Below are 18,546 nucleotides of genomic sequence, written 5' to 3' on the forward strand. Positions count from 1 at the left end.
ATGAGAAAGGAGTGGGTGCTCCTTAACGCTGATGGTACCCAGGTGAATCACCTTGTGGAGTATCTAGGCATTGAGGCTTTTCTTGCAAAACTTCTTGTGAACAGAGGAATAACGGATGTAACTGAGGCGTTGAAGTACTTAAACCCCGATCGAACACTCCTTCACGATCCTTTCCTTATGAAAGACATGAAGAAAGCTGTAAAAACTATAATAGAAGCTGGTGAACGCGGTGATTCCATCGTCGTGTTTGGAGACTATGATGTTGATGGTGTCACCAGTACCGCATTACTGTATCTAGCCATGAAAAAGATGGGATTCAACGTAAGCTATTATATCCCTTTAAGGCTTGAAGAAGGTTATGGATTGAGCCGGGCAGCTATCGAGGAGCTCTATTCGCAGGGACATCGTTTGTTGATAACCGTTGACTGTGGTGTCACATCTTTCGATGAAATTGAATTCGCCAAAAAACTGGGGCTTAAAGTCGTTGTCACAGACCATCACGAAGTGAAGGATAAACTTCCACTGGCTGAAGCTATTGTTAATCCCAAACGTCCTGATGACAATTATCCTTTTAAAGGGCTGGCTGGTGTCGGTGTGGCCTTCAAACTTCTCAGTGCTTTGAATGAGACCCTTAGAATGCCATTGAATCCTGAAGATTATCTGGATATAGTTGCTCTGGGCACAATAGCGGATATCGTCCCGTTGAGGGACGAGAACAGATTTATCGTTCGGGAAGGTACCAAGAAAATCCAGAAGGAACCATTGCTAGGATTGAAGATCTTATTGAGTTATCTGAGGATAAATCCTGATAATCTAACGGCTCAGGATATAGCATTCAAGATCGCGCCAAAACTCAATGCTGCCGGAAGAATGGATTCTGCAGTTGTAGCACTGGAACTATTGATAAGCGAGGACAAAGCTCAGGCAATGCGTACAGCTTCAAGACTCCTTCAGCACAATCAAAATCGTCAGATGATCGAGGCCAAAATTTTTGAACAAGCGACAAAAGAAATTGAATCCAATGTCTCGATGAAGGATAATTTCGTGGTTGTCTTGTCAGGTGAAAACTGGCATCTAGGTGTTTTAGGGATCGTTGCATCTCGCCTTGTCGCTCAATATAATCGGCCGGTTTTTCTGATTTCTACTTCCGATGGTGAGGGGAAAGGTTCTGCCCGAAGTCCATCTGGAATAAGTATAATCTCGCTTTTGAATAAAACTGCGGATATTCTGGACGAGTACGGTGGCCACGAAATGGCTGCTGGGTTTAGTATAAAAAAAGAAAAGATCCCGGAGTTCAGAAAACGTCTTAACGAAGCTTACATGGACATCTACGGGGAAGAATTGCCAACGTATAAGATAGAGGTTGACGATGTTCTAACCCTGGAATCCATATCACCGGAAACTCTTAAAAAAATTGATATGCTCAGACCTTTTGGTCATTCCAATCCTGAACCAAAGTTTCTTTTCAAAGGATTGAATATCGAAAGAACGAAAAGTTTTGGTTCTGGCGGTGGGCATATAAAAATGATTCTTCGCTCTGGAGAACGGAAGACGCTTGCGGTTGGATTCGGAATGAACGGACTTTTTGATGAATTCAAATATGTCAAACCCAACTTACTGAAGCTCGATGCGGTTGCCAGTATAAAGCAGGACAATGGATATGGAATTCAGGGTATGAAACTTTCCCTTGTAGATGCGAGGATTTACATAGATCCTGTGTTTGAAGAAGAGGTCAGAGACAAGAATTTTGTTTTTGAATTCATAAGGGATTGGAAGAATCAGAAACCATACTCTTCGCAGAGCACAGATGTGTCATCTGTTGTAGCTGATCTGGAAAAAAAGCTTTCTCATAAGGCTCCTGATTTTCTGAACGTAAGTACCAGATTTCCATGGGGAATATTTGGAAGTATAAGGTTGAAGCACCCTTTCCTTGCCTGGAGGATCTTAAAAAATTATCAGAAAGGTCTCAAAACAGTAATTGTTTCAAGTGTAAACACTACACTAGCACATACATTTTACTCTCTCCAGCATTATCTTGATCCCATAAACCCGGTTTATGCCAATTCCCTATACAGGGGAAAGATCGATGAACCTGTGATGTTTGTGACCCTACCACTACTGATGGAGCATTTTGATGTGTTCAAAGACTCTTTCGATGAGATAATTTTTGATGAACCAACTTACATCATATCCGGTATATACAAAGAGCATCCAGATTTAGAGGCTTTTCTGGAGGTACTTCCAAAGATTCTCGATAAAGCTGGATTTACCGGAAGTGTTCTCACAGATAATTTGAAGAGTTTCCTCTCTTCTTTGAGGGTTTCTTACGTGTATCGTCCTGCTGTCATAAAAAGGGTGGGAATAATAGACAATCGCGGAACTAGAAAGAAAGTGGAACAGGTTTTGTCACTTGTGAGGCATGGGGAGAATGTGGCGGTTGTCGTTGATACGCCTCATAAAACGGTTACTCTTGCGCAAACCCTTGGTTCAAGGTTGTCTCATACCCTTCAAAACGGTGAGTTGATTTTTTACAACTACCTCTTGAAAGATTTTCAGAGGGCGAGCATATATTCTCTTGTTGAACGTCAGAAGATAAAGGTCTTGATATCCACTCCATCTAACGATGGGTTAGGAGTCATGCTTGGTAATTCTAACATCGTTTTTTACAACGCACCGAGGAGTTTTCTCGAGATACTTGATGCTGTTACTATGAAACCTGGTGAAGAGTCTGATTTGTTCTTAAACCTCGCTTTCAATAAAAATGATCTGTTGTCAAACACCAATGAAATTGATCGATTGTTTCCCACTGTTGAAGAACTGCAGGCCATATACCAGGATTTAAAGGACGTTCTTCCTGCTTCTGAAAAAGATGTGAAGCGCGCTCTCGGATTCGAAGATGGAATCTCAAGGGTTTATCTCTCGATGCTTGAGGATATGGGGCTCGTTGCCTATGATGCCGACATCTGGCACATCGTTAAAAACAAAGAACTATCAAGGGACTCCGTTGTCAAAACCCTGAGATACAGGGAAGGTATAGCAGAAAAACGTATGGCCAGATGGTTTGCGTCCAGATTATCTACCACCACTACTCGCGCTCTTTTAAGAAGTCTTATGAACGGAGGAGAGGTGTTAAAGATTGGATGACGTTCTCGATTTAGATGCTGTTATCGTTGTTGCACAATCTGAGGCATATAACTGTGCTAAACTTTTGAGAAACAATGATATCTTTTGTAAGTTGTTCCCAACTCCACCATCAGTATTTCCGGGTTGTTCTTTGGCTTTGGCTGTGAGTTCATTGAAGTTGCAAAAAGCTATGCAAATCCTAAGAAACGAAGACATGAAGGTCATCAAATACTCATATCTGGAAGGGAATATAATTGAAAGCTTTTACGAAAGTTCTTGGTATTGATTATGGTACGAAGAATATAGGACTTGCCATCGCAGTAAGCTTTGTGGCGATTCCCATGGAACCAATAAAACAAGAGGGATATAAAAAATCTCTCAAGAAAATCGTACAGGAAAAAGCTGTGGAAGCCATAGTGATTGGGCTCCCTCTTTCTATGTCCGGGAGATTTAGCGAGAGTACTTTGAAAGCTATTTCTTTTGCTGTCAAACTGAAGAAACACTTCAAGCTACCGATTTTTATGGTAGATGAGAGATTGAGTACGGTGTCTGCAAGGAAGGTTAGCGAGCTCGATGGTAAAGAATTCAGACGATATAAAGATTCTCTCAGTGCGTTGGAGATTTTAAACCGTTATCTCGAAAATCCAATGCAGGCATACGAGATAAGAGATAATTTTCCAGAGTGCAGAATTGTTTTGGAAGAAAGGATCGATTTAAAGGGGAAAAAAGTGCTCCTTTTCGATCCACCGACCGTTAATATCGAAAATCTGGAGGAATTTTCCGTAGCGTCTGTGGATATTTATACGTCTGATCCAGCTCTGTATTTGTTCTTTCGGCGTAAAGGTTTTTTTCCAAAGAATTTAATGGATGATATTGAATTTATGAGTTACGATATAATTGTTCTCGAAACTTCGCGAGATCTTGTTTCTGGTTTCCGGGGAAAGATTCTGGAATTCTTGTGCTCGTAGCTCAATGGATAGAGCGCTGGACTCCGGATCCAGAGGCTGTGGGTTCGAATCCCACCGAGCACGCCAATTATTGAAATTGAAATCGAATAGGAGGTAGCCAGATGAGGAAGGGAGATCTTGGAATCGATCTTGGAACATCAAGTTTGCTGGTTTACCAGAAAGACAAAGGGATAGTTATAGATGAACCTTCAGTGATAGCTGTTGACAGAAAAACAAAGAAAATCATAGCCATAGGATTGCAAGCTAAGGAAATGATCGGTAAAACCCCAAAAGATATCATGGCTGTACGTCCTGTCAGGGATGGTGTTATAGCCGACTATCACATAATCGAACAGGCTTTGAAAGAACTTTTAGGAAGAACGAAACCGCGTTTTTCTTTTTACCGCCCTTCTGTAATTGTTGGAGTGCCAGCCAAGGTAACCAGTGTCGAAAGGCGGGCGGTTATCGAAGCTGCGACTAGCGCCGGAGCAGGACGTGTTTACCTGGTTCTGGAACCGGTAGCGGCTGCCATCGGTGCGGGGCTGGATATATTTGATTCCACGGGAAATCTTGTGGTGGACATCGGTGGTGGGACCAGCGACATTGCTGTTATAAGTCTGGGCGGGATAGTTGTATCTCGTTCTTTAAGAGTTGCTGGTGACGCTATGAACGAAGCAATAATAAAATATGTCAAAAGAAAATACAAATTCCACATCGGTGAGACCACAGCTGAAGAGGTAAAAATCAGGATAGGTAAAGCTTTCCCAACATTGGAAAATTACGAGCTTGAAGTGAAAGGTAGAGATGCCGTTAACGGCTTGCCCGGGAATTTGAGGCTAACTTCTGAAGATGTTCTTGAAGCGATTACACCTATACTTCAGGAGCTTATCGTAAATCTAAGACAGGCCCTTGAAGAGACACCCCCAGAGATAGCTTCGGATATCATTGATGGAGGAATTGTTCTTGCTGGTGGTGGTTCAATGATTCGGGGACTGCCCGAGCTTTTTATTCAAGAAACCGGTATATCAACCATAGTAGCTCCTGATCCTCGAACATGTGTTGCTTATGGTCTTGGAAAACTATTGGATGAAGAAAAAAATCTCGAACGTGTTGCCGTGAAAGCAGGCAGATAGATTCAGGTGTTGCTTTCTATCTTCTTGCCTTCCAATTTGCTAATAGCGATGGAAAGCATTGCTCCCAGAACCAAACCTACAGATATCTCAAAGAATCTTGTTTCTTTCCCCGGCCTCGACAGGAGATCGGGGAAGGAACCTAGCATTAGTCCCATAAGAAAACTGAAAGTCTTTCCTGGCATCTTTTTAAGTAGCATTCTTATGATTCTCGTTATGAATATCGTTCCTATGACTATTCCAACTGCTACAAAGAGAAGGATCAACAGGTCAAGGTCGTTAATAGCGGAAATGATCCTTTCATATTCTCCCATTATCAGCAGCACAAAAGAGCCACTGAGTCCTGGTAAAATCATCGATGCGGCCCCCACAAACCCTGCCAGCCAATCGTAAAGTAAAAGAGAGATTGAATGGTTTGAATGAGCAGGATAGCCCGCATTTGGAACGTTTCCCCAGAGCGACAACAAAAGCACTAAAAGTACTCCAGCAACAAGGGAAATAATCTTTTTTGGAGTAAACTTTCCGATTCTTATGTATACGCTTGGAATTCCTCCAGCAACAAGCCCGGCGAAAAAACCATATGTTAATGATGGAAAAGTGTCAATGGAGTACTCAACCAGGCGGGAAAATGCAAATATCCCGACCGCTATTCCTGCAACAAGTTGAAAGAGAAACAGAAGATCTTTCTTCTTAAATTTCAGTTCAGTCAGAGTTGCAATTGAATTCATAAGCCTTCCGTATATTCCACTAACGAGTGCAATTGTTCCACCACTGACACCTGGAATGAGGTTTGCTATCCCCATCAATAAGCCTATCAAAGAGTTAATCAAAAAGGCACCTCCTTCTTGCATATTTTAACAAAACTACCAGTTTTTGTAAAACCTACTAATAAAGTCGGTATTATGATACAATTAGTAAGGCAAATATCGAGATCCGAGAACCGAGAGACCGAGAGGGCGAGAATCGGTAGTCGCTGCGCGACCGAGGCTCACGACGTTGTCAATTAGCGAAGCGACACGAACCGCAAGCGGTTGTAACGAACTCCTGCGGAGTTGACTCGAACCACTACGTGGTTGTTCCGAACTGCTTCGCAGTTGATAAGCGCTGAGATGAAAAGAGAGAATAAAAGAACGAAGTTGGATGTTGGAGATCGGAGATTAGATAAAGAGCGGGTATAGGGTCTAGAGTATAGAAAGTTCAAAAACTAACAACTATCAACTGACAACTGGCAACTGAGAAATCGGGTGTAGGGTTTAGAAAAAAAGACGTACAGCGCACAACGTATAACCAACAACGTTTTCACGCGCTAGCGGGCATACCGGATCTCGGTTCTCGAATTCTTGGATCTCGAAAGTATTGGAGGGATTATGATGAGTTTACTCGAGATAAGGAATCTTCGTGCTGGTCTTGTTGAAGAAAACAAGGAGATTTTGAAAGGTGTAAATTTGAGCGTAAAACAGGGAGAAATCCACGCAATAATGGGACCCAACGGCAGCGGGAAATCCACGCTTGCCAATGTAATAATGGGAAATCCAAAGTATAAGGTTATAGATGGAGAGATTCTTTTCGAGGGAGAAAGTATTCTGGATCTTCCCGTAGACGAAAGAGCTAGAAGAGGTATTTTCCTTTCTTTCCAGTACCCACAGGAGATTCCCGGTATCAGAACGAGAAACTTTCTTATTTCTGTTAAGCAGTTCATGGGTTCTAAAGAACCGATGCTGAGGTTAAGTAGAGAGATTGAACGTTTCTCAGCAGAAGTGGCTCTTGATAAAGCTTTTCTGGACAGGTACCTGAACGTTGGGTTTTCTGGCGGGGAGAAAAAGAAGAGCGAAATCCTTCAGATGGCTTTTCTAAAGCCTAAGCTGGCGATCCTGGATGAAATTGATTCAGGGCTTGATGTTGATGCTTTAAAGACAGTGGCAGAAGCGATAATGAGGTTTAAAACAGAGGATATGGCAATTATTCTCATAACCCATTATGAAAGGCTTCTTGAATACATAAAGCCCGATGTTGTGCACGTTTATGTGGATGGGCGGGTTATTATTAGTGACGGTGCGGAACTTGCCAGAAAAGTGGAAGAAAAGGGATATGGTTTTCTAACGGAAAGGGTTTAGAGGTGGTAGTATGAGCGAGAAAATTCATATAGATGATTCGCGATTTAATTTTCGAACTGATACGAGTTATCAATATAAGAGCGCCCCGGGTTTGAACAAAGAAATTATTCGTGATATTTCCCGACATAAAGATGAGCCACACTGGATGTTAGAGAAACGTCTCGAATCGTTGAGAATATTCGAGGAACTTCACGATCCAAATTTCGGTGTCGATACCAGTTCTCTCGATATCGGGGAAATAATTCCCTATTTGAAACCTGATGCTGGAAAAGAGACCTCATGGGAAGAGGTGCCTGATGAAATAAAAGAGACCTTCGAAAAGCTTGGTATTCCTCAGGCCGAAAGGAAAGCCCTTGCTGGAGTTGGAGCCCAGTATGATTCTGAGGTCGTGTATCAGCATATAAAGAATGAACTCGAGGAAATCGGTGTCATCTTTCTTGATATGGAAACGGCGGTAAAAAAATATCCTGAGCTGGTGAAAAAGTATTTCATGAGGCTGGTCCCGGCGACAGACCATAAATATGCGGCTTTACACGGAGCTATCTGGAGCGGTGGCTCTTTTGTTTATGTTCCGGAAAATGTCAGAGTTCCGCTCCCTCTACAGGCGTATTTCAGAATGAATATGGCGGGGACCGGGCAGTTTGAGCACACGCTCATAATCGCTGACAGGGGAAGCGAGTTACACTTCATTGAAGGATGTTCAGCGCCGCGATACAATGTTCATAATCTTCACGCAGGAATGGTGGAGATATATGTTATGGAGGGTGCCAAGGTCAGATACTCAACAATACAGAACTGGTCGAAAAACACCTACAACCTCAATACAAAGCGGGCTCTCGTTGAAAAAGATGGCGTGATGGAATGGGTATCCGGTTCTATGGGAAGTATGAAGACCATGCTTTATCCGACGACGATACTTAATGGTGAAGGTGCCAGAGCCCAGCATCTTGCTATAACATATGCCGGACCCGGCCAACATATGGATACGGGCTCCAAGGTTGTTCACCTTGCCCCCAATACCAGTTCAACTGTTGATGCGAGAAGTATAAGTATCGGAGGAGGCTGGGCTTTCTATCGAGGACTCTTATATGTTTCGGAGAATGCGGAAAGTACCAAAGCCTCCGTACAGTGTACAGCTCTTATGATGGACAATGATTCAAAATCAGATACTGTTCCTATAATAGATGTAAGGACGGATAAGGCCGATATCGGTCACGAGGCACGGATTGGAAGAATCAGTGAAGATCAGATTTATTACCTGATGACAAGGGGACTTTCTGAGGCCGAAGCGAGAGCATGATCGTTCGAGGGTTTATGGAACCGATTACGAGAGAGCTGCCCATTGAATACGCTGTTGAATTGAATCGGCTCATAAATCTTGAAATTGAGAGCAGCATAGGTTAGGAGTGGTGTGCAGTGGAAAAGACATTGAACCTCGTCCATAATGAGTTCAAAATGGTCGAACCTGTAATAGAAAGGAAAAGCTTACCAGATTATGACTTGAGCGTGTTTGAGGTTTCGATAAAAAACACGTCGGAGTATGCGGAGGTTTTTAAACGTAAGAGTTTTGATAAATACCGTAAACTTAAATTTCCCGTATGGAAGCGTGCTAAGTTAGATGGGTTTAAGCTTCCGGAGTACCCTGAAATGACCGAGCTTGAAATAAATGGTCCGAAGATCTGGAAACCTTTTAACCTCATGGGTGCTGAGGATTATGAACTTCTGGAAAAGCTAGAATTCCAGGGTTCAGACGAGAAGTTTGTGCTCCTTTCAGATACCTTTTCTTCGTCAGGTGTCATAGTCAGAACAGAACCCGGAAAATACTACGAGACCCCGCTTGAGGTAAAGCGTTATGGTAAAGCTTCGATAGCTTCCAGCCTTTTTTATGTTTCGAGAGGTTCTTTTCTGACACTCATAATAAACAATTCTGAAGAAGCGGAATTCGTATCTGAAGCCAGCAGATTTTATATCGAAGATAACGCAAACCTGAACATACTTTTCCTTCAGAATGATTCTTTAAGGGGATACAACTTCAGTAATAATTTTTATATTTTGGGGGAAAACGCAAAACTCAGGATCTACGATGTTTTGCTTGATGGCAATGTATCTGCACCATATCATCTGGTGAAGGTCATCGGGAAAAGGACAGAGGTCAATATTCTGTCAGCATTTTTTGCTTCCGGGGGTATGGTAATCGATGCGCTGTACACGACGAGGCTTGTCGCCCCGGAATCCACTGCTAAAATTAAGGGTATAGGTGCTGTTGCCGGTGGATCGAAGGTCGTTTTCAGGGGAACGGTTGACATAAAAAAAGGTGCGAAGAATTCTTCGGGTGATGAGCACAGTGATGTTATCATTCTTTCAAAAGAAGCGATAGTTCAGGCGATTCCCAGTTTGCTCGTTGATGAAAATGAAGTCAATGCATCGCACGCAGCCAGTGTTGGAACCATCGATGCAGAAAAGATGTATTATTTGATGTCGAGAGGATTACCAGAAGAGGAGGCCCTTAAACTCATAGTTATGGGAAGTTTTAATCCTGTCTTAGAAAAGATAGCAGATGAATTTGGTAAAGATTATGCAAGGAGGGTTTACGATGTTATCCAGGAACGAATTGAATGATCTTGCGAAAAGCATAAAAAGAGATTTTCCTATATTTGAAATCCATCCGGGGCTTGTATATCTAGATAACGCTGCGACAACTCAAAAACCAGCCTCTGTAATAGAAAGACAAAGCAGGTTTTATGATCATTCTAACGCTAACGTGCACAGAGCTGTTCATTCCCTGGCCGAGGAGGCAACAGACCTGTATGAGCAAGCCAGACAAAGGATAGCCAGCTTCATAAATTCCAGGTCCGAAGAGGTTATCTTCACTCGAGGAACCACGGAATCTATTAATCTTCTTGCTTATTCTTTTGCTAAATCCGGGATGGTGAAGAGCTTTGTGGTTCCAACATTTGAACATCACAGTAATTATGTTCCATGGCAGCAGATCTCCAAGATATTTGGTATCAAGTTTTTACCCTTAAGATTGGATGGATTGGAAGTTCCGTTAGAAAAGATCAAAGAATCGCTAGAAACGTTGAAGGACCCTTTTGTCTTTTCTATGACGGGGTTAACGAATGCATTGGGCAAAAGGACCCCTTTCGAGGAAATCGTAAAACTCGTACATGAGCATGGCGGTTATTTTATTCTTGATGGTGCTCAGTTGATTCCACATGAGCCTTTTGATTTTGCCGGAACCGGGGTTGACTTTTTGGCTTTCTCCGGGCACAAGATGCTTGGGCCGATGGGGATTGGAGTCCTTGTGGGGAAAGAAGAGATACTCAAGCGATTGCCTCCATTTCTTTATGGTGGAGAAATGATCGATAGGGTAGGTATGGAAGATACCAGTTTCGCTCCTTTGCCGTACAAATTTGAGGCTGGTACGCAGAACGTTGCTGGCGCTATAGTTTTAGCAACAGCAATTGACTATCTTGAAAAATTTGATAGAGAAGAATTAAAGAACCACATTCAGAACCTTACCGATTATGCCAGAGAAAAAATCTCCTCTATAGACGGCCTCAGGATTTACAGTCCTTCTGATTCACATGGGATCATTAGTTTCGCTCATGATAATATCCATTCTCATGATCTCGCCGAACTTTTGAGCAGACTTTCCGGGGTTGCCGTAAGAAGTGGGCATCATTGTGCCCAACTTCAATTAAAGGAACTTGGGGTTGTCTCCCTTTGTAGAGCTTCTTTCTACATTTACAATGTTTTTGAAGATGTTGATAGGCTTGCGGAAGGGATAAGGAAAGCTTTGAGGTGGTTTGCATGAGTGTAGAGGATCTTTATTCTGAATTTATTTTATATCATTACAAGAACTCACCTTACAAAGGTGTACTGGAAGACGCAACCAATGATGAAGAAGGGAAGAACCTTTCCTGTGGTGATCAGATACATGTTTATGTGAAGTTTAATGACAACAAAATTGAGACAATATCCTTTGATGGGCATGGTTGCGCCATAAGTATGGCATCGGCTTCAATAATGGCAGAAACCTTTCGGGAAAATCAGTAGAAGAGGCCAGACTGATCATGGAGGAATTTTTTAAAATGCTGAAGGGAGAGAATCACAATTTAGATATTCTAGGAGATGCTGCTATCTTTGACAACGTGAAGAGGTTTCCAATGAGAGTTAAATGTGCTTCACTTGCCTGGAGAACATTAGAGAGAATAATTGACGAAAGGGAACAAAAAAAGGCCGGTGAATAACACCGGCTTAATGTCCTTTTTTCCTGCTGAAGTAACCCCTGCCGTAATTATACATTTTTTTTACCGGTAATTTCAACATTTAGTAGAATAATGAAGGAGTTCGATCCCTGTAGAATGAAGTGTTTCATCTGAAATCCTTGACTTAAAACAATATTTTTAGTATAGTTGAATAGTCCGTAAGGACGTAATGCAAGCCCCACAAAAGGGGTGTAACTGAGGAGGAGTAAAATGAAAGGTACAGTCAAGTGGTTCAGCGGTAAGAAGGGCTACGGCTTTATCACTATGGACGATGGTGGGGATATTTTCGTTCATTTCAGTGCCATTGAAATGGATGGTTACAAGACGCTTAACGAAGGTCAGAGAGTTGAATTTGAGATTGAAGAAGGCCCGAAAGGTCGTCCACAAGCCGCAAAGGTTAGAGTCATAGAATGAAACAAAAATCATAAAATAAGGCGCCTGTTTCGGCGCCTTTCTTTTTTTTGTCTCTCTTTTATCTGGTGAATCTTTACAAACTGCCCAGGTATTTTTCAAGGCCTAACCTGATTATCTCACAGGCTTTTCGAAGGTTTTCTGCGGAGAGGACGTAAGCGATTCTTATTTCAGATGCTCCCATTCCCGGAGTCGCGTAAAAGCCTTGTAAAGGAGCGACCATAGTGGTTTCTCCACCAACATCAAAATCGGTTAACATCCAGCGCACGAAATCTTCCGAGTTTTTCACGGGTAGTTTTACGGAGATATAAAAAGCTCCTTCTGGTTTTTGCATTATCACTCCATCTATCTTCGAGAGTTCTTCAAAAACAATATCCCTTCGTTTCTGGTATTCTTCCCTTATGTTGTCGGTGTAATCTTTACCGAGGTTGAGAAGTCCTATTGTCCCCACCTGTGCCATTGTCGGGGGTGAAAGCCTTGCCTGAGCGAATTTCATGACGGTATTGTACAGTTCTTTGTTTTTGGTAAGAAAAGTTCCTACACGTGCACCGCAGGCACTGTATCTTTTCGAAATGCTGTCCACAATGATGATTCTTTCGCTCTCATCCAGCGACAAAACAGGAACGGTGTTTTTCCCATCAAAAACGAATTCCCTGTACACCTCATCTGTTATAACAAAAAGATCGTGAGCTCTGGCAAAGTCAAGCAGAGCTTCTAGCTCTTCTCTGGTGTAAACCACACCTGTGGGGTTGGAAGGGTTGGAAAATATTATTCCCCGGGTTTTATTACTCAGAGCTTTTTCGAAGAGCTCTATAGGTGGTAATCTGTAACCGTCGGTTACGTTGGCACTTACGGGAACAAGTTTTACATTGAGCATACTGGCAAAACCTTTGTAATTGGCGTAGAAAGGCTCTATGACAATCAGCTCATCACCTGGATCAGCTATACTTCCTATAGCAAATATAATTGCTTCGCTTCCGCCATTGGTGACTATAATCTCATCCGGGCTGACGTCGATTCCCCAGGAACGGTAGTATTTTGAGAAAGCTTCTCTGAGGTTGTAGATGCCAGCTGAATGTGAATAGGCGACAACCTCTTCAGAGTGATTGCGAATAGCATTGAAGAAAACTTCTGGGGTTGGAATGTCCGGTTGCCCGATGTTGAGATGGTAAACCTTTATTCCTCGCTTTTTTGCGATTTCGGCATAAGGCACAAGCTTCCTTATGGGCGATGCTGGCATGTTCACACCGCGAGAAGAGATTTTCATTACTTTCCCTCCATTCAATATTTAATTATTTAATTATTTTACCGACATTTCGTACACATCCATCCAGTCACTTCCAGTACCTTCGGGATCGTTGTTTTCTTCGTTAGATAATGAAAGTGTGAACTCCTTTTCCAGGATTTTCCTTTCTTCCAGAAAAATGGTGACACGAAATGATACAGGTTGTTCTCCTCTACAATAATGAACGCGTATCTTATAATTTCCGGGAACCACCGCATCTGCAGCCAGGGTGTATATCTCTTTGCCCGGACCTTTTTGGGAATCTTCGGTCAAAGTTCCAAGATTCTTTGGGTTTAAAAAATACACGTATTCATCGGGTTCAAAGACGTAGAGATCCAGATCTGCATCCTGTTTTTCCCATTCCAGGCACACTTTAAAAAAAATCTTTGTGCTTCTTTCACAGATTATGCGTATGTTTTTTTCATCTTCTCCCCAGATAGATGAGGCCGCTATTTTCAGGTTGTGGATTCCCGGGGTCGGAAAGAGAGAGAGGCTAAAAGAACTTCCATCAACGGTAATCTCTATGGGTTCAGCACCAAGGTACGCTGAAAGTCTATCGAAGGGGCCGATAATTGTTCCGGAAATTGCCAATTCTTCTCCTTCTGGAATCACCAGTTCGTTATCAGGAACTTCTAACTGAATTTTCGGAGGGTTTTTATACGCAGCGAAAAAATCGGCTTTTGTTTTTCCGATCTTCACCTCATGAAATCCGGTGAAAAGATCATGTGAGTTAAAGGTTACTTGGTAATATACCTCATGCAACTCTTCGAGTGTGTCTGCTAAGAATACGGCATTTTCGTAATCAAACAAACCGCCTCCAGTTTCTCTGGCAATTGATAGCAGAGAAACGATATTTTCAGACAGACCGCCGCTGGTTATTAGAAATAGTGGAATTCCTTTGGAGAGCAAAACGGATTCCAATGAATCCAGTAGATCAATTTCAATATGGATTTCTTCATCGGTAATCAGAAAAAGGATGGAAGGGTTATTTTCCATTTCGAGAATATTTAAGATAATCGTAATCGGTCTTTCGAAACTTTCGCCAACATTCTCGAAGGTTTTTCTCACGAGGGGGAGGAGCTCTTCGTGGTTTTGTGTAACGGATAGGTAATTCATGCTGTCGGCAAAACCGACAATGTGATAGACAAGATCGCCGCTAAAAAGCTGAGAGACCACGTTGGATACGGTTATTATCGAATTTTTGACATCTTCAATATAAGGATTCATCGAACCGGAATTGTCGATAATGAAATAAACATTCAGTTGGTCCAATGGCGAAGATGAGACAATTTCCCATTTAGCACCTACTATTTCACCGTCATCTTCTATCACAGGATAAGATCCCGTTGGAAAGCCTTTGAAATGCACAAACAAGCTAATTGCAGGATAAGCACTGGCATCGACCGATTCAAGATGCCAGCCTCCCAACACGATTTCTGATAGTATTAAAAAGATTAAAAGAAACTTCTTGATCATTTTCCTTCACCAATTTGTAGTTCTATTTTTTCTCCTGATTCAAAGCGTAATTCAATCAGACCGTTGGCTTTCGGTGTTGTTCCGATGATTGATTTTACACCGGGGAAGTAGTCGTAGTAAATACCTTTTCTTTCCTCAAAATATCTTCCACTGCCAGGTGGGGTTTGAGCGTAGAAATTTTTGGTTGGCATTATGATGACATCTGCAGCATTTAGAGGGATGTTGTATCCGGTGAGGAGTAATTCAGTATCTCCGTCAGCATTGTAATCAAAAAATTCCATACTGTTGAAGGAGCCTGGATGCCAGAGCTCAGCTTTGAGCTCCCCGCGTCTTGTTAAACAGGTTACTACTGAATAGGTCGGTTCTCCCGAATCTTCATCGAATGAATTAAAGAAAATTGCTATGGTTAACCCTTCTGAATCAGTGAAGATTGAAACATTCTTCCCACATTCATTCGTTTTGTTTTTTGAATCTTTTTCAAAGTCATAGTTTGGCAGGAATCCAAAGACATTTTTTTCTCCAAAGTTGTATTCCCATAGAATTCTATTATCAGAACTGAGAGCTGTGATGACGATATTACTTTTAGCAGGATCAGATCTCACTTTTAGTTTTCTAAAAAGGAGTACATCATCTACGCTGTCATTGTTCAGATCTACCCGTTTAAATTTAATTTCCTCAGTGTTTTCAAACTCCCGGAGCCATACTTTGTTGCGTTTTAAGTTGTCTGAGAAAGCCTCGACAATGTTACCTGATACGTTGAAATAAACCTGCTCAGGAACTTTTGGTTTTTTCCACTCAGAAAGTCTGGAATAATTGAACCCTTTCAATTGTCTTACGGCAAACATCTCGTAGTTCTTGTCTGGTAGTATTTTTATAACTCCCGTCGAATAAACAGTTGCTATATGCTCGACCTTTCCCGAGGAATCTTTACCCCATACTTCGTAGAAGGCTTTCTCCAGCGGGAAGAGGGTCAGAATGATATAGTCATCTTTTAAATAAGCGGATTCAATTGCAGGAGAATCAACGATCCTTTCCTGAAGTTCCAGCAATGTTTTTAAGAATTTACCAAACAATTTTTTCCCGGTATTTCCGATGTAAACATCAGAAGTGAATAGATCGCCGATGTACGCAATTATTGAATTCTTTATATTCCAGACCAATGGAACATAATAAGGAATAAGTTCAGTTTTTCTGGTTTTTTCTGAGACGATGGCAGAATCCATAAGGATCAAAGGAAGGTTGTATTCAGTAAATCCAGCGACGCTGAGGGTACTGACGCCATCAGGATAATTGACCAGGGAAAGGTCCAGCAAATTTTCAGTAGAAAGCTCTGCATCGTGAATCATAGCCAATGTTGGAAGAGCTACGTTGTCGAAAAGAGCGTCGGGATCATAATAGATGTTGGTGGGGATAACATAGCTTTTAGCAGGAATGGCTACATCGTAGGTTGTGATCATTCCGATACCTTCCAGTACGTACAGTGCCCCGCCGGAAAGCAAGATTTTCACGCCATTGTCTATAGCAACATTTATGACGTTCTTGAGGTAGTCGTTAAACAGTTTTTGAATCTCAAGTCTGCTGAGATTCGAGAATCCAATGAACAATATTCTGGAGTTCTTGATTATTTCTGGATTTCTTTTCAGTTTTTCCAGAGAGACCGGTTTGCTTTCAATTCCGAAGGAGTTGAAAAATTGCCTGACTTCATCGGTGGAACTTTTTACATTATTGACTATGAGGGCATCCTTGATTTCAGAGAACCTACGAACGATGAATATCGGAGAGGAAACTCTGAATTTCTTTGTGGTGTCAAAATCCTGCAAATCAACGCCATTAACGATCCATCCATCAAACAACATGGGTTCGGGTTCCCGGGCATCGAGAGTCAAAAGCCTGCCAGCCTCAACCCAATAGATCTTTTCTTTTCCAATGTAGTTGCCATTTTCATCGACATCTCTAACAACCACTTTCACAAACTTTTTGAAAAGAGCTGAAACGGTTGTGGGTTCATTCAGGGTAACGGTAATGGTAGGATCCTGACAGTTGTCGTCCCACTGGAAGAATTCATACTTCGTATCATATCCCTCTATCAGGTCGCTTTCATCTGTTTCAAAAATCAGCCGATTGACAGTGATTGTTACTTTTGAACCGATCCCAAAAGCACCAATAAATCCAGCTTTTCTTTCAACCCCACTTACGTTGAACGTGACGAGGTCCTCAATTTCATCTGGTAAATTCGTTTTTAGCTTCAGAGAAACATCTGGAAGTTTGATTTCAACAGGGGCAAAGTCTCTCCAATCATTGCCTGTGGCATCCGGTGCTGCGTTTTCAGGGTTAGCCTGGCTCTTTTCAAAGGAAAAATCCTTTTCGTAGATAACGTTATTTGAAAGTTTGCCGCTCATTTTAACGATGATCTTACCTTCGATTGTTCCTTCAGCGCCGTTGTTTGCGTAATAGTGGACTCGAGGGATATACAAACCCGGAAGCATTTCTTCGAAGGGAAGTTCATAACTCTCCATTCTTTCTTTTGTTGTGGCATACAATTTTCCCGGAGATTCGGGGTCCATAAAATATATGGTTCTTCCATCCGGGAGAGTGACATAAAGATCCAGGTCAGCTCCTGGATCATTCCATTGGAGAATGAAAAGTAAGGAGTTGCCTTCTGGATACGTTACTCTCGTTTCAACCACGGTTTTTCCGCTGGCATTCTCTGCAACCACAGAGATAATATTCTCACCCGGGAAGAGAAGCAGATTTTCATGAAACTCTCCGTCTGTCAGATTTACCACGTTGTTTTTCCACAAATATTTTTTCTCCGGTGGTGCCGATTCTTTCGTGAACAATGGAGACTTCATCTAAATCTTCACCTTCAACGATTCCTGACACCAGAGTATATGGTTTTGAAACCACAGTGTTGTGTTCGGGAGTTAAAAGTGTTATTTTCGGTGGTTTTTGATAGGTTAACTTTGCGACCTTCAGATCGAGAAGTTCAAAAATACTTTTATCCATCTGTTTTGGCGCGTCGTTATCTATTATTTTCAATGAAAAGTCAAATACATCCGGTAATTTGCCAAAGGGGAGAGCGAATTCATAGAAGTAGTAACCATTTTGGAGTTTGGAAACTATTTTGAAATCCTGTCTGCTTCCATTCAGGATGATATGAGGATCAACATTCATAAAGTTTCCAGGGAGAATGCGGATCTTCTGGTCGTTTATTATGATTTCAACGGCATCGCCATAATCGATAGTGCTTATGTCATAGGCTGGAAGAGGTACATCGTCCCTAATCAATAGGAGGCCGTATAAAACCCCGTCATGATAGGCTAGCTTAAAAGCACCACTTAGGTCGACATCGCCGGCAACCGCTTTTCCATGTACCTTTCCGTCGTCGTAGAGGAAACGTATTCCGGGTATGCGATTCCAATCTGTAATATTGCCATCTATTACGGGAATGTCTGAAATTGGTGGTACGTAAACATGGACAGAATTATCTGCAAAAGTTGGGGGTACGTACGTTTTATCATCTCCGGCTGCATTTATCTTAACACTATCTCTGAAATGCGACGTAACATTACTCAGGAACCAAATTTTTTGTAAAGAGCCGTTCTGTTGGGAATAAAGGATGTCCACATCCTTACCATTTTCTTTGACCTCAGAAATTTCTGTCGAAGTAACCGTTAGACATATGACAGGAAATCCAGAAAGGTCTATTTCGAGGATTTGCCCCAATCCTATACCAACTAACAGAAGAATGAAAAAAAGAATTGGCCAGCGTTTGTTCATAGGATTCAT

At 42.0% G+C, this 18,546-nt stretch carries 15 protein-coding genes, 1 tRNA gene and 1 pseudogene; 12 read left to right on the top strand and 5 right to left on the bottom strand.

Annotation, left to right across the window (positions count from 1 at the left end; translation table 11 throughout):
* From recJ to DU53_RS07790, 5 genes are all read left to right on the top strand, one after another.
* On the top strand, positions 1–3,144 hold the full coding sequence (gene recJ / locus DU53_RS07770) for a single-stranded-DNA-specific exonuclease RecJ (RefSeq protein WP_063728302.1): 3,144 nt from the start codon (positions 1–3) through the stop codon (positions 3,142–3,144).
* Positions 3,137–3,409, top strand: coding sequence for a putative Se/S carrier-like protein (locus DU53_RS07775; protein ID WP_015868821.1), 273 nt, complete (start codon positions 3,137–3,139; stop codon positions 3,407–3,409). Before recJ ends, DU53_RS07775 begins: the two co-directional genes overlap by 8 nt.
* On the top strand, positions 3,378–4,091 hold the full coding sequence (gene ruvX / locus DU53_RS07780) for a Holliday junction resolvase RuvX (protein WP_063728304.1): 714 nt from the start codon (positions 3,378–3,380) through the stop codon (positions 4,089–4,091). The genes DU53_RS07775 and ruvX overlap by 32 nt, the downstream gene beginning before the upstream one ends.
* Positions 4,082–4,157, top strand: a tRNA-Arg gene (locus DU53_RS07785). Before ruvX ends, DU53_RS07785 begins: the two co-directional genes overlap by 10 nt.
* Positions 4,158–4,192: 35 nt before the next feature.
* Complete coding sequence (locus DU53_RS07790) at positions 4,193–5,203, top strand: rod shape-determining protein (protein ID WP_015868822.1); 1,011 nt, start codon at positions 4,193–4,195, stop codon at positions 5,201–5,203.
* Between the two features lie 2 nt (positions 5,204–5,205).
* Here the strand turns inward: DU53_RS07790 and DU53_RS07795 are convergent, their stop codons facing one another.
* Positions 5,206–6,030 (bottom strand): DUF368 domain-containing protein, encoded by an 825-nt coding sequence (locus tag DU53_RS07795; protein ID WP_015868823.1) that lies wholly within the window; start codon positions 6,028–6,030, stop codon positions 5,206–5,208.
* A gap of 540 nt (positions 6,031–6,570) precedes the next feature.
* On the opposite strand from DU53_RS07795, the gene sufC reads away from it, so the two are divergent.
* From sufC to DU53_RS07825, 7 genes and pseudogenes are all read left to right on the top strand, one after another.
* A complete protein-coding gene (gene sufC, locus DU53_RS07800; RefSeq protein ID WP_015868824.1) occupies positions 6,571–7,314 on the top strand; it encodes a Fe-S cluster assembly ATPase SufC in 744 nt (247 codons plus the stop codon).
* Positions 7,315–7,324: 10 nt separating this feature from the next.
* Positions 7,325–8,718: pseudogene (sufB, locus tag DU53_RS07805) on the top strand (Fe-S cluster assembly protein SufB).
* 12 nt (positions 8,719–8,730) lie between these two features.
* Positions 8,731–9,933, top strand: a complete 1,203-nt coding sequence (locus DU53_RS07810) for a SufD family Fe-S cluster assembly protein (protein WP_015868826.1) — start codon at positions 8,731–8,733, stop codon at positions 9,931–9,933.
* Complete coding sequence (locus DU53_RS07815; RefSeq protein ID WP_015868827.1) at positions 9,908–11,131, top strand: aminotransferase class V-fold PLP-dependent enzyme; 1,224 nt, start codon at positions 9,908–9,910, stop codon at positions 11,129–11,131. The genes DU53_RS07810 and DU53_RS07815 overlap by 26 nt, the downstream gene beginning before the upstream one ends.
* On the top strand, positions 11,128–11,373 hold the full coding sequence (locus DU53_RS12525; RefSeq protein WP_201030031.1) for an iron-sulfur cluster assembly scaffold protein: 246 nt from the start codon (positions 11,128–11,130) through the stop codon (positions 11,371–11,373). The genes DU53_RS07815 and DU53_RS12525 overlap by 4 nt, the downstream gene beginning before the upstream one ends.
* Positions 11,374–11,408: 35 nt before the next feature.
* Complete coding sequence (locus DU53_RS12530) at positions 11,409–11,567, top strand: hypothetical protein (RefSeq protein WP_201030033.1); 159 nt, start codon at positions 11,409–11,411, stop codon at positions 11,565–11,567.
* 228 nt (positions 11,568–11,795) lie between these two features.
* Entirely contained in the window at positions 11,796–11,999 is a 204-nt protein-coding gene (locus DU53_RS07825) for a cold-shock protein (RefSeq protein ID WP_015868829.1), read from the top strand.
* A 73-nt stretch (positions 12,000–12,072) separates the two neighbouring features.
* Here the strand turns inward: DU53_RS07825 and DU53_RS07830 are convergent, their stop codons facing one another.
* From DU53_RS07830 to DU53_RS07845, 4 genes are read right to left on the bottom strand one after another with little or no spacing between them, the layout of a single operon-like run.
* On the bottom strand, positions 12,073–13,263 hold the full coding sequence (locus DU53_RS07830) for a pyridoxal phosphate-dependent aminotransferase (RefSeq protein ID WP_015868830.1): 1,191 nt from the start codon (positions 13,261–13,263) through the stop codon (positions 12,073–12,075).
* Between the two features lie 33 nt (positions 13,264–13,296).
* Positions 13,297–14,757: a vWA domain-containing protein gene (locus tag DU53_RS07835; protein WP_015868831.1), complete on the bottom strand. Its 1,461-nt coding sequence runs from the start codon at positions 14,755–14,757 to the stop codon at positions 13,297–13,299.
* A complete protein-coding gene (locus DU53_RS07840) occupies positions 14,754–17,609 on the bottom strand; it encodes a hypothetical protein (protein WP_161484778.1) in 2,856 nt (951 codons plus the stop codon). The genes DU53_RS07835 and DU53_RS07840 overlap by 4 nt, the downstream gene beginning before the upstream one ends.
* Positions 17,512–18,537, bottom strand: coding sequence for a hypothetical protein (locus tag DU53_RS07845; RefSeq protein ID WP_063728309.1), 1,026 nt, complete (start codon positions 18,535–18,537; stop codon positions 17,512–17,514). Before DU53_RS07845 ends, DU53_RS07840 begins: the two co-directional genes overlap by 98 nt.
* Positions 18,538–18,546: the final 9 nt, after the last annotated feature.

Source organism: Kosmotoga sp. DU53 (assembly GCF_001639905.1).
In the GTDB taxonomy this organism is placed as follows: Bacteria; Thermotogota; Thermotogae; order Petrotogales; family Kosmotogaceae; genus Kosmotoga; species Kosmotoga olearia.

Excerpts from the sequence above, each read along its gene's own strand:
- DU53_RS07830 (WP_015868830.1), bottom strand. The coding sequence starts at position 13,263 with ATGAAAATCTCTTCTCGCGGTGTGAACATGCCAGCATCGCCCATAAGG.
- DU53_RS12530 (WP_201030033.1), top strand. The coding sequence starts at position 11,409 with ATGCTGAAGGGAGAGAATCACAATTTAGATATTCTAGGAGATGCTGCT.
- sufC (WP_015868824.1), top strand. The coding sequence starts at position 6,571 with ATGAGTTTACTCGAGATAAGGAATCTTCGTGCTGGTCTTGTTGAAGAA.
- DU53_RS07840 (WP_161484778.1), bottom strand. The coding sequence starts at position 17,609 with ATGAAGTCTCCATTGTTCACGAAAGAATCGGCACCACCGGAGAAAAAA.
- DU53_RS12525 (WP_201030031.1), top strand. The coding sequence starts at position 11,128 with ATGAGTGTAGAGGATCTTTATTCTGAATTTATTTTATATCATTACAAG.
- DU53_RS07790 (WP_015868822.1), top strand. The coding sequence starts at position 4,193 with ATGAGGAAGGGAGATCTTGGAATCGATCTTGGAACATCAAGTTTGCTG.
- DU53_RS07815 (WP_015868827.1), top strand. The coding sequence starts at position 9,908 with ATGTTATCCAGGAACGAATTGAATGATCTTGCGAAAAGCATAAAAAGA.
- DU53_RS07825 (WP_015868829.1), top strand. The coding sequence starts at position 11,796 with ATGAAAGGTACAGTCAAGTGGTTCAGCGGTAAGAAGGGCTACGGCTTT.
- DU53_RS07845 (WP_063728309.1), bottom strand. The coding sequence starts at position 18,537 with ATGAACAAACGCTGGCCAATTCTTTTTTTCATTCTTCTGTTAGTTGGT.
- DU53_RS07835 (WP_015868831.1), bottom strand. The coding sequence starts at position 14,757 with ATGATCAAGAAGTTTCTTTTAATCTTTTTAATACTATCAGAAATCGTG.
- recJ (WP_063728302.1), top strand. The coding sequence starts at position 1 with ATGAGAAAGGAGTGGGTGCTCCTTAACGCTGATGGTACCCAGGTGAAT.